Below are 8,717 nucleotides of genomic sequence, written 5' to 3'. Positions count from 1 at the left end.
GGGGCCGAGCCGCCCGGGGGGCGGCCGCGGCGGGGGAGCGGTCCGGTGTCGCCGGGCAGCCGTCCCGCCTCCTTGAGGGCCTTGCGCAGCAGGAACTCGATCTGCGCGTTGGCGGACCGCAGGTCCTCGCCGGCCCACCGGGCCAGCGCCTCGTACACCGCGGGGTCCAGCCGCAGCAGCACCTGCTTGCGCTGCGGCCGGCCCTGAGGGGCGGCGCCCCCGGAGGGAGCCGTCACTGGTAGAGGGTCCCGGTGTTCAGCACCGGCTGGGGCGCCCGGTCCCCGCACAGCACCACTATCAGGTTGGACACCATCGCCGCCTTCCGTTCCTCGTCCAGCTCGACGATGCCCTGTTCGGCGATCCGGCCGAGCGCCGCCTCCACCATGCCGACGGCCCCGTCCACGATCTCCCGCCGCGCGGCCACGACCGCGCCCGCCTGCTGGCGCTGGAGCATCGCCGAGGCGATCTCCGGAGCGTACGCGAGGTGGGTGAAGCGGGACTCGATGATCCGCACGCCGGCCGCCTCCACGCGCGCGTGGAGCTCCACGGCGAGCTTCTCGGTGATCTCCTCGGCGTTCCCGCGCAGGGAGAGCCCGTTCTCGTCGTGCGAGTCGTAGGGGTACTCGATGGCGATGTGCCGGACGGCCGCCTCGGTCTGGGTGGCGACGAACTCCAGGAAGTCGTCCACCTCGAAGGAGGCCTGCGCGGTGTCCTGCACGTTCCACACCACGACCGCGGCGAGCTCGATCGGGTTGCCGTAGGCGTCGTTGACCTTCAGGACGGCCGTCTCGTGGTTGCGGACCCGGGTGGAGATCTTCGTGCGGGAGGTGAAGGGGTTCACCCAGCGCAGGCCGTCCTCGCGGATGGTGCCCCGGTAGCGGCCGAAGAGCTGCACCACGCGCGCCTCGCCGGGCGCCACCGTGTTCAGCCCGCACATCGCGAGGAACGCGGCGAGGGCGACCAGGATGCCGACGACGATCAGCGCCGCCTTGACGCCGGCCGCCGTCACCGCGCCGGCCGCGACGATCGTCCCGGCGCCGGCCAGCAGTCCGGCGAGGCCGAGCAGCAGCGCCAGGCCGCCGCCCACGCTGTGCGCCGGGAACTCGGTCACGCGCGGGGCGGGCATCTCGGGGGCGTCGACGGATTCGGCGACGGCCCGGGCGGCCGAGGGGCGGGGCGCCGGGACGTCGTGGCCCGAGGGTTCGTGGGTCGGGCGGTCGTGTGCGGACATGGTGGGTCCCCCGTTTCTGGTCAGCAGCCTTTTTCAGCGATCGGCTGTCTAGCTAAGTGATATCACTTTATCGCGCGATGGCAACCCTGTGCCCCTCTCGAACGTCGAATCGGTGGGGAGGTCACGCCGGTTCCGCGGGGTGGGGTGCTGATTCTCACGCCCCTCGAAGGCCGGATCGACGGCCCCTCGCCCTAGGCAGCGGTGTTAGCTTTCTGAGCTGACCTGCCCCTGCCCCCGGGCACTGGTGTGACTGCCGAGTAGGAAGCGGAGCGAGCGGACTCATGGGACGAGCGGAAGAGAGACGAGCGCGACAGCGCGGTGGCCGCCGCGCGGCGCCCAGGAACCGCTCCACGCAGACGGAGTCGGCGGCTCCCGCCGGCCGCGAGGCCCCCGCCGGGCCCCCGGCCGCGACGGCCACGGCGACCGCACCCGCGACGGGCGGCCGCGCGGCGGCCCGCAAGGGCGCGAAGAAAGCGGGCAGGGGCCCGAAGGGCAAGGCGAGCAAAGCAGGCAAGGCGGACAAGAGCTTCATACGCCGGCTCTTCACCTGGAAGAAGGTCCTCGGCACGTTCCTCGGCCTCGCCGTCGCCGTCATCGGCGCGTTCGTCTGGCTGTACGTGAGCACGCCGATCCCCGCCGGGAACCCCGACGCCGACCTTCAGAGCAACGTCTACAAGTACGGCAACGGCGCGATGCTCGCCCGGGACGGCGACGTCAACCGGGAGAACGTCGACCTCGCGACGGTCCCCAAGGCCGTCCAGCACACGTTCGTCGCCGCCGAGAACAAGTCCTTCTACAACGACAACGGCGTCGACTTCCGGGGCACCGCCCGCGGTGTGCTCAACACCCTGATGGGCAAGGGCGCGCAGGGCGGCTCGACGATCACACAGCAGTACGTCAAGAACTACTACCTGTCCCAGGAACAGACCGTCACGCGCAAGCTGAAGGAACTGGTCATCTCCCTCAAGCTGGACCGGGAGAAGGACAAGGACTACATCCTCGCCGGATACATCAACACCAGCTACTACGGCCGCGGCGCCTACGGCATCCAGGCGGCCGCCCAGGCCTACTACCGCGTCGACGCCGACAAGCTCTCGGTCGCGCAGGGCGCCTACCTCGCCGCGCTGCTCCAGGCCCCCAGCCAGTACGACTGGGCCGCCGCCTCCGACACCGGCAAACGCCTGGTCCAGGCCCGCTGGAACTACGTCCTCGACAACATGGTCGGACAGGACTGGCTGGGCAAGTCCGAGCGCGAGGCGATGACGTTCCCGATCCCCAAGGACCCCAAGGCGGCGCCGGGCAAGGAGGGCCAGGTCGGCTACCTCGTCGACGCGGCCAACGCCGAGCTCGCCAACCAGCTCGTGGCCACGGGCGTCGCCGACGACTACGAGTCGGCCGCCGCCCTCGTCCGCAAGGGCGGCTGGACGATCGAGCTCAACATCGACAAGAAGAAGCAGAAGGCGCTGGAGGCCTCCGTCAAGGAGCAGCTCACCAGCAAGCTGGACAAGAAGAAGCGCCCGGTCGACGGCGACGTCCAGGCCGGCGCGGTGTCGGTGAACCCCAGGACCGGCGCGGTCGAGGCGATGTACGGCGGCACGAGCTACACCGAGCACTACCTCAACAACGCCACCCGCACCGACTACCAGCCCGCCTCCACCTTCAAGCCGGTGATCCTCGCCGCGGCCTTCGACGAGAACGCCGTGACGCAGGACGACCAGAAGATCACCGCCAACACCCTCTACGACGGCACCAGCAAGCGCCCCGTCGTCGGCAGCGACATCGGCTTCGCCCCGGAGAACGAGGACGACCAGGACTACGGTCCCGTCACCGTCCAGACGGCGCTGAACAAGTCCATCAACTCCGTCTTCGCGCAGATGGGCGTGGACGTCGGCATGGACAAGGTGCTCAAGGTCGCCGACGACCTCGGCATGCGCACCAAGGACCTGAAGGCCGTGCCGGCCCAGACCCTCGGCACCATGGGCGCGAGCCCCCTTCAGATGGCCGGCGTCTACGCCACCCTCGACAACCACGGCAAGAAGGTCACCCCGGCGCTCATCAAGTCGGCGGAGAACAGCGCCCACCCGTCCTTCAAGCACACGGCCCCCATCGGCGCGCAGGTCATCGACCGGGAGGCGGCCGACTCGGTCACCTCGGTGCTCACCGGCGTGGTCGACGACGGCACGGCGAAGATCTCCGTGCGGGACAACCCGCTGCGCAAGGGCCAGAAGGTCGCCGGCAAGACGGGCACCTCCGACAACAACAAGTCGGCCTGGTTCACCGGCTACACCCCCGATCTCGTCACCTCGGTCGGCCTGTTCGGCGAGTCCGCCAAGGCCCCGCACCCACAGGTCACGCTGACCGGCGCGACGACCGGCATCACCACGAACAAGGGCCGGATCAACGGCGGCGGCTTCCCGGCACAGATCTGGGCGGCCTACACCTTCGGGGTCTCCACCAAGGTCACCAAGTTCGACCTGGAGACCGACCAGGGCGCCGCGGTCCAGACCGCGCCCCCGTCGCCGTCCTCCTCGCCGTCGCCGAGTTCCTCGCCGTCCTCGTCGCCGTCGCCGTCCTCCTCGCCCTCGTCGTCGCCGTCGCCGAGTTCCTCGCCGTCGTCGTCGCCGAAGCCGAGCTCGTCGCCGTCGTCGTCGCCGAAGCCGTCCTCCTCGCCGTCCTCGTCGCCCTCAGGCGACACGTCGGCCGGCTCCGGGGGTCCCGACAACCCGCTCTTCGGCCAGTAGCGCCACGCCGGGGACGGCGGAACGACGAAGGGGGCGCCCGGAAGACTCCGGGCGCCCCCTTCTCGCGTCTGCGCGGGGCCGTCAGCTCCGGTTCAGCTCGAACCAGACCACCTTGCCGGTGCTGAGCCGCGTGGCCCCCCAGCGCCGGGCGAGCCGGTTCACCAGATACAGCCCGCGCCCGCCCTCGTCCGTCGCCCGGGCCTGCCGGAGCCGGGGCAGCTGCGGGACGTCGTCCCCCACCTCGCAGCGCAGCACGTCGGTCCGCAGCAGCCGCAGGGTCACCGGCCGCGTGGCGTACCGCACCGCGTTCGTGACGACCTCGCTCACCAGCAGCTCGACCGAGTCCGACATGTCCTCCATGCCCCAGCGCGACAGCGCCCGCCGGGCCAGCCGGCGGGCCCGCCCCGGCGCCGCGTCCTCCGGCTCCAGGAACCAGTACGCCACGTCGCTGGGCGCGATCCCGTCGAAGCGTGCGGCGAGCAGCGCGATGTCGTCGTCCCGGTCGCCCGGACCGAGCATGTCGAGCACCTCGTCGCACAGGGCCTCGAGCGGCGGCGGGTGGTCGGGCCCGGTCAGCTGGGCGGTCGCCGCGAGCTTCTCCCGCAGCTGTTCTATGCCCGTCGCCACGTCCCGCAGCCGGGACTCCACCAGGCCGTCGGTGTACAGCAGCAGCGTCGCCCCGGCGGGCGCGTCGAGCTCCACCGCCTCGAAGTCGACCCCGCCGACGCCGATCGGCGCGCCCGGCGGCACCCGCAGCACCTCGGCCCGGCCGCCCAGGTGCAGCAGGACGGGCGGGGGATGCCCCGCGTTGGCGATGGTGATGCGGTGCGCGACCGGGTCGTAGACGGCGTACAGGCACGTCGCCATGCGGTCGGTGCCCAGCCGCTGGGCCTGCTCGTCGAGATGGTGCAGGACCTCCTGCGGCGGCAGGTCCAGCCCGGCCAGGGTCTGGGCCGTCGTGCGCAGCTGTCCCATGATGGCCGCCGACGTCATCGAGTGGCCCATCACGTCCCCGACGACCAGGGCGACGCGGCTGCCGGGCAGCGGGATGGCGTCGTACCAGTCGCCGCCCACCCGCGCGGTCTCCGCCGCCGGCAGGTACCGCGACGCCAGCCGCACGCCCGTGGGGCGCGGCAGCGTCTCCGGCAGCATCGTGCGCTGAAGCTCGTCGGCGATGTACGCCTCACGGTCGTACAGCACGGCCTTGTCGATGCCCAGCGCGCTGTGCGTGGCGAGCTGGGCGGCCACCAGCAGGTCGTCGTTCTCGAACGGCAGGCGCTCGGGACGGCGCAGGAACACCGCGGCGCCGATCACCCGTCGCCGGCCGCGCAACGGGGCCAGGACGGCCCGCTGACCGCCCGGCACGACCAACGTGCTCTCCTCGCCCAGGAGTTCGGGCAGAGCGGCCCGGGCGGCCGGATTGTCCGCGAACACCGGACGCACCCCGCGCAGCACCTCCGCGAGCGCGCCGCCGGGCCGCACCTCGCACATGTCCCCGACCGACGCCGACAGCTCGGCGGTCAGCTCCCCGGGCTCCGGGGGCGGCAGGGCGAGCGCGGCGAAGCCCGTCTCGGTGTCGCGCTCCTCCGGGATGCGGTCGGTGCGGCGCAGCCGCAGCATGATGCGGTCCGCGGCGGGCCGTTCGTCGCCGACCGGCAGCGGATCGCGCAGATAGACCAGGATCGCGTCGGAGAAGGTCGGCACCGTGGCCCGGCACAGCCCCATCACGATCTCGTCCAGGTCCAGACCGCGGGCGATCCGCCGGGTCGCCGCGCCCACGAAGCGCAGCCGGTCCCCGTCCCGCCGCATCGGCGTGGGCCGGCCCGGCGTGACCGCCATCCCGGCGCGCCGCTCCTGCCCGCCGGGCCCCCGCTCGGGGCGCGGTTCGGCGCCCGGCTGGGCCGGGATGGACTCGGGCGCGGGCCGCGGCCGGTGCGTGTCCGGTTCGGTGGACGCGGACGGCTGGGAGTGCTCGGTCCCGGAGCCCGCCTCCGGACCGGCCGCCGCATCCTTTCCCGCAGCTCCCTGCCCGCCCATGGTGCCCTTTCCGCCCTTTCCGCAGGTCGTCGTACCCGAACCGTCGGGCGGTAACGCGGCCGCACCCGGCGCGGGCGCCGGGGTATGCAGGAGTGCCCCACGGGGGTCCGTGGGGTCGACGCCCTGGGGGCGTTCGTAGGAGATGGGCTGCTCCGTCACGCGTGTCGAATCCGTCCGTCCGGGGCTGCGCGCCGCGCGCGCAGTTGGTCCCGCAGGAAGTCCGATACCCGGAATACATGTCCCCGGAACGGAATTCCCGCGTGGTCAGGGGTTGTTCCTGTGTCGCCGGTGGACCTCGCGCGACCCTGGGAGCCTACGTGGAACGTCCCGCCGGTGTGTGCCTCGTGCCCCTCGCTCACGTCCTGCCGCCCCTCGGTGACGTTCGGTCAGACTCGTTCCGCACCCCGGGAGTTACCGCCTGCGGTGCCTTGCGGAGGACGATCCTACGTTTGCCGCCCGGGGGCGCATCAAGGGTCTCATGTGGACATGCGCGCGGGAGTGCGGTCCCAGTCCTCCGGCAGCAACGGTACGGCCCAGGACGGATCCGGGCGCCAGTGCTGCCAGCCCTCGTCGTACGGCGCCCCCCACGCGCGGATCCTCTCCACGGCCTCACGGCCCGCCTCACGGACCCGCCGGGCCACCGTCGCGTCCATCAGCCCGTCCTGCTGGGCCTGCGCGAACTCGTCCTCGTCGCGCCAGCCCCAACTGCGGTCGGGGTACACGCAGATGTCCAGGAAGTGGTCCTCGGAGTCCACCCCGCCGTCCCAACGGGCCAGCGGCTCCTCCAGGTTGACGTACCAGTTCTTGAACCGCCAGCCCGGCTCCCAGAACAGCCACACCGACCAGGGCTCGCCGGGCCGGGCCAGCTTGAGCACGCCGGTGCCGAACCAGCGGTCGCGCTGCACGGTCCGCGGCTTGGTGTAGCGGGTGCGCAGCGGCTCCCGGTGCAGCGGGGTGCCGTCCGCGAGCACGGGCTTGACGCACTCCGTGCCCGGGGCCATCCACACGGCGAGGACTTCCTCGTCGTCGCGCACGACGGTGACCGGGCGGGCGATGTGGAAGTGCGCCCCGCCGTTCTCCCGGTAGCGCCACAGGATCCGGTCCCCCGGCTCCCAGAAGGCCGCCGCACCGCCCGTTCCCCCGCGTCTCACCGCTCCGCCGTCTGCCATGGACAGATATTAGGTGCCATGGCCATACGACGCTGCGGCGCGCGTCACGGTTCTCGCGCCGGGGCGTGAAACGTCACGGGCGCGTCATCCGCAGGACATCCAGCGCCTCGTCGAGCTGCCGGAGCGTCAGGTCCCCGCGCTCCACGTAGCCGCCGTCCAGGACGACCTGCCGGATCGTGGCCCGCTCCGCGAGCGCCTTCTTGGCCACCTTGGCGGCCTCCTCGTACCCGATGTACTTGTTCAGCGGGGTGACCACGGACGGCGAGGACTCGGCGTACTCCCGGGCGCGTTCGCGGTGGGCGACGATCCCGTCGACGGTCCGGTCGGCGAGCAGCCGCGAGACGTTGGCCAGCAGCCGGATCGACTCCAGCACGTTCTTCGCGATGACCGGCAGCATGACGTTGAGCTCGAAGTTGCCCGCCGCGCCGGCCGTCGCCACGGTCGCGTCGTTGCCGACGACCTGCGCGGCGACCATCAGCACCGCCTCCGGGATCACCGGGTTCACCTTGCCGGGCATGATCGAGGAACCCGGCTGGAGGTCGGGCAGGCTGATCTCGGCCAGTCCCGTGCGCGGCCCCGAGGCCATCCACCGCAGATCGTTGGCGATCTTCGTCAGGCCCACCGCGACGGTCCGCAACTGCCCGCTCGTCTCGACGATCCCGTCGCGCGCGCCCTGCGCCTCGAAGTGGTCGCGCGCCTCCGTCAGCGGCAGCCCGGTGGCGCGGGCCACCTCCTCGATGACGGCCGCGGAGAACCCGGGGGGCGTGTTGATGCCGGTGCCGACGGCCGTGCCGCCCAGCGGCAGCTCGGCGAGCCGCGGCAGGGAGGCGTTGAGCCGCTCGACGCCGTAGCGCACCTGGGCGGCGTACCCCCCGAACTCCTGTCCCAGGGTGACGGGCGTGGCGTCCATGAGGTGGGTGCGCCCCGACTTCACGACGTCGGCGAACTCCTCGGACTTGCGGGCGAGCGAGGCGGCGAGGTGCTCCAGCGCGGGGATCAGGTCGCGGGTGACGGCGGCCGTGGCGGCGATGTGGAGCGAGGAGGGGAAGACGTCGTTGGAGGACTGGGAGGCGTTGACGTGGTCGTTGGGGTGCACGTCCCGGCCCAGGCGCTCGGTGGCGAGGGTGGCGACGACCTCGTTGGCGTTCATGTTGGACGACGTCCCCGACCCGGTCTGGAACACGTCGACGGGGAAGTGCTCGTCCCACCGGCCCTCGGCGACCTCGGCGGCCGCCTCCTGGATGGCGTCGGCGATGTCCTGGTCGACCACCCCGAGCCGCGCGTTCACCTTCGCCGCGGCCCCCTTGATGCGCGCCAGCGCCTCGATGTGGGCGCGCTCGATGCGCTGGCCGGAGACGGGGAAGTTCTCGACGGCGCGCTGCGTCTGGGCCCGCCACTTGGCGTGCGCCGGAACGTGGACCTCGCCCATGGAGTCGTGCTCGATGCGGTAGTCGCTCATGCCCGGTACAGCGATCGGCGCGCCCCGCTTGTTCCTGGCGAGGGCTCCCCGGGGCGGGCGACGGGGGCGGAGTGCGGGGG

6 protein-coding genes are annotated in these 8,717 nt (G+C 72.4%); 1 reads left to right on the top strand and 5 read right to left on the bottom strand.

The genetic code is table 11. From position 1 onward, the window contains the following. Together KMS84_RS36325 and KMS84_RS36320 are read right to left on the bottom strand one after the other, a co-directional pair. The coding region (locus KMS84_RS36325; protein WP_256920806.1) for a type II toxin-antitoxin system antitoxin at positions 1-236 on the bottom strand (236 nt) is incomplete at its 3' end. Further along, on the bottom strand, positions 233-1,231 hold the full coding sequence (locus KMS84_RS36320) for an SPFH domain-containing protein (protein WP_438819028.1): 999 nt from the start codon (positions 1,229-1,231) through the stop codon (positions 233-235). The genes KMS84_RS36325 and KMS84_RS36320, both read right to left, overlap by 4 nt. A 281-nt stretch (positions 1,232-1,512) precedes the next feature. Between KMS84_RS36320 and KMS84_RS36315 the strand changes: the two genes are divergently transcribed. After that, positions 1,513-3,972, top strand: coding sequence for a transglycosylase domain-containing protein (locus KMS84_RS36315; protein ID WP_256920805.1), 2,460 nt, complete (start codon positions 1,513-1,515; stop codon positions 3,970-3,972). Between the two features lie 81 nt (positions 3,973-4,053). Here KMS84_RS36315 and KMS84_RS36310 read toward each other — a convergent pair whose 3' ends face one another. The 3 genes from KMS84_RS36310 to KMS84_RS36300 form a co-directional block, all read right to left on the bottom strand. After that, a complete protein-coding gene (locus KMS84_RS36310; protein ID WP_256920804.1) occupies positions 4,054-6,168 on the bottom strand; it encodes a SpoIIE family protein phosphatase in 2,115 nt (704 codons plus the stop codon). Between the two features lie 317 nt (positions 6,169-6,485). Then, positions 6,486-7,178 carry a cytidylyl-2-hydroxypropylphosphonate hydrolase gene (gene fomD / locus KMS84_RS36305; protein WP_256920803.1) on the bottom strand — a complete coding sequence of 231 codons (693 nt, stop codon included), beginning with the start codon at positions 7,176-7,178 and terminating at the stop codon, positions 6,486-6,488. A 73-nt stretch (positions 7,179-7,251) separates the two neighbouring features. Continuing rightward, on the bottom strand, positions 7,252-8,637 hold the full coding sequence (locus KMS84_RS36300) for a class II fumarate hydratase (protein WP_256920807.1): 1,386 nt from the start codon (positions 8,635-8,637) through the stop codon (positions 7,252-7,254). Positions 8,638-8,717: the final 80 nt, after the last annotated feature.

This window comes from Streptomyces hilarionis (genome assembly GCF_024539675.1).
Lineage (GTDB): Bacteria > Actinomycetota > Actinomycetes > Streptomycetales > Streptomycetaceae > Streptomyces > Streptomyces hilarionis.
This window is presented reverse-complemented; position numbering and strand designations above follow the sequence as displayed.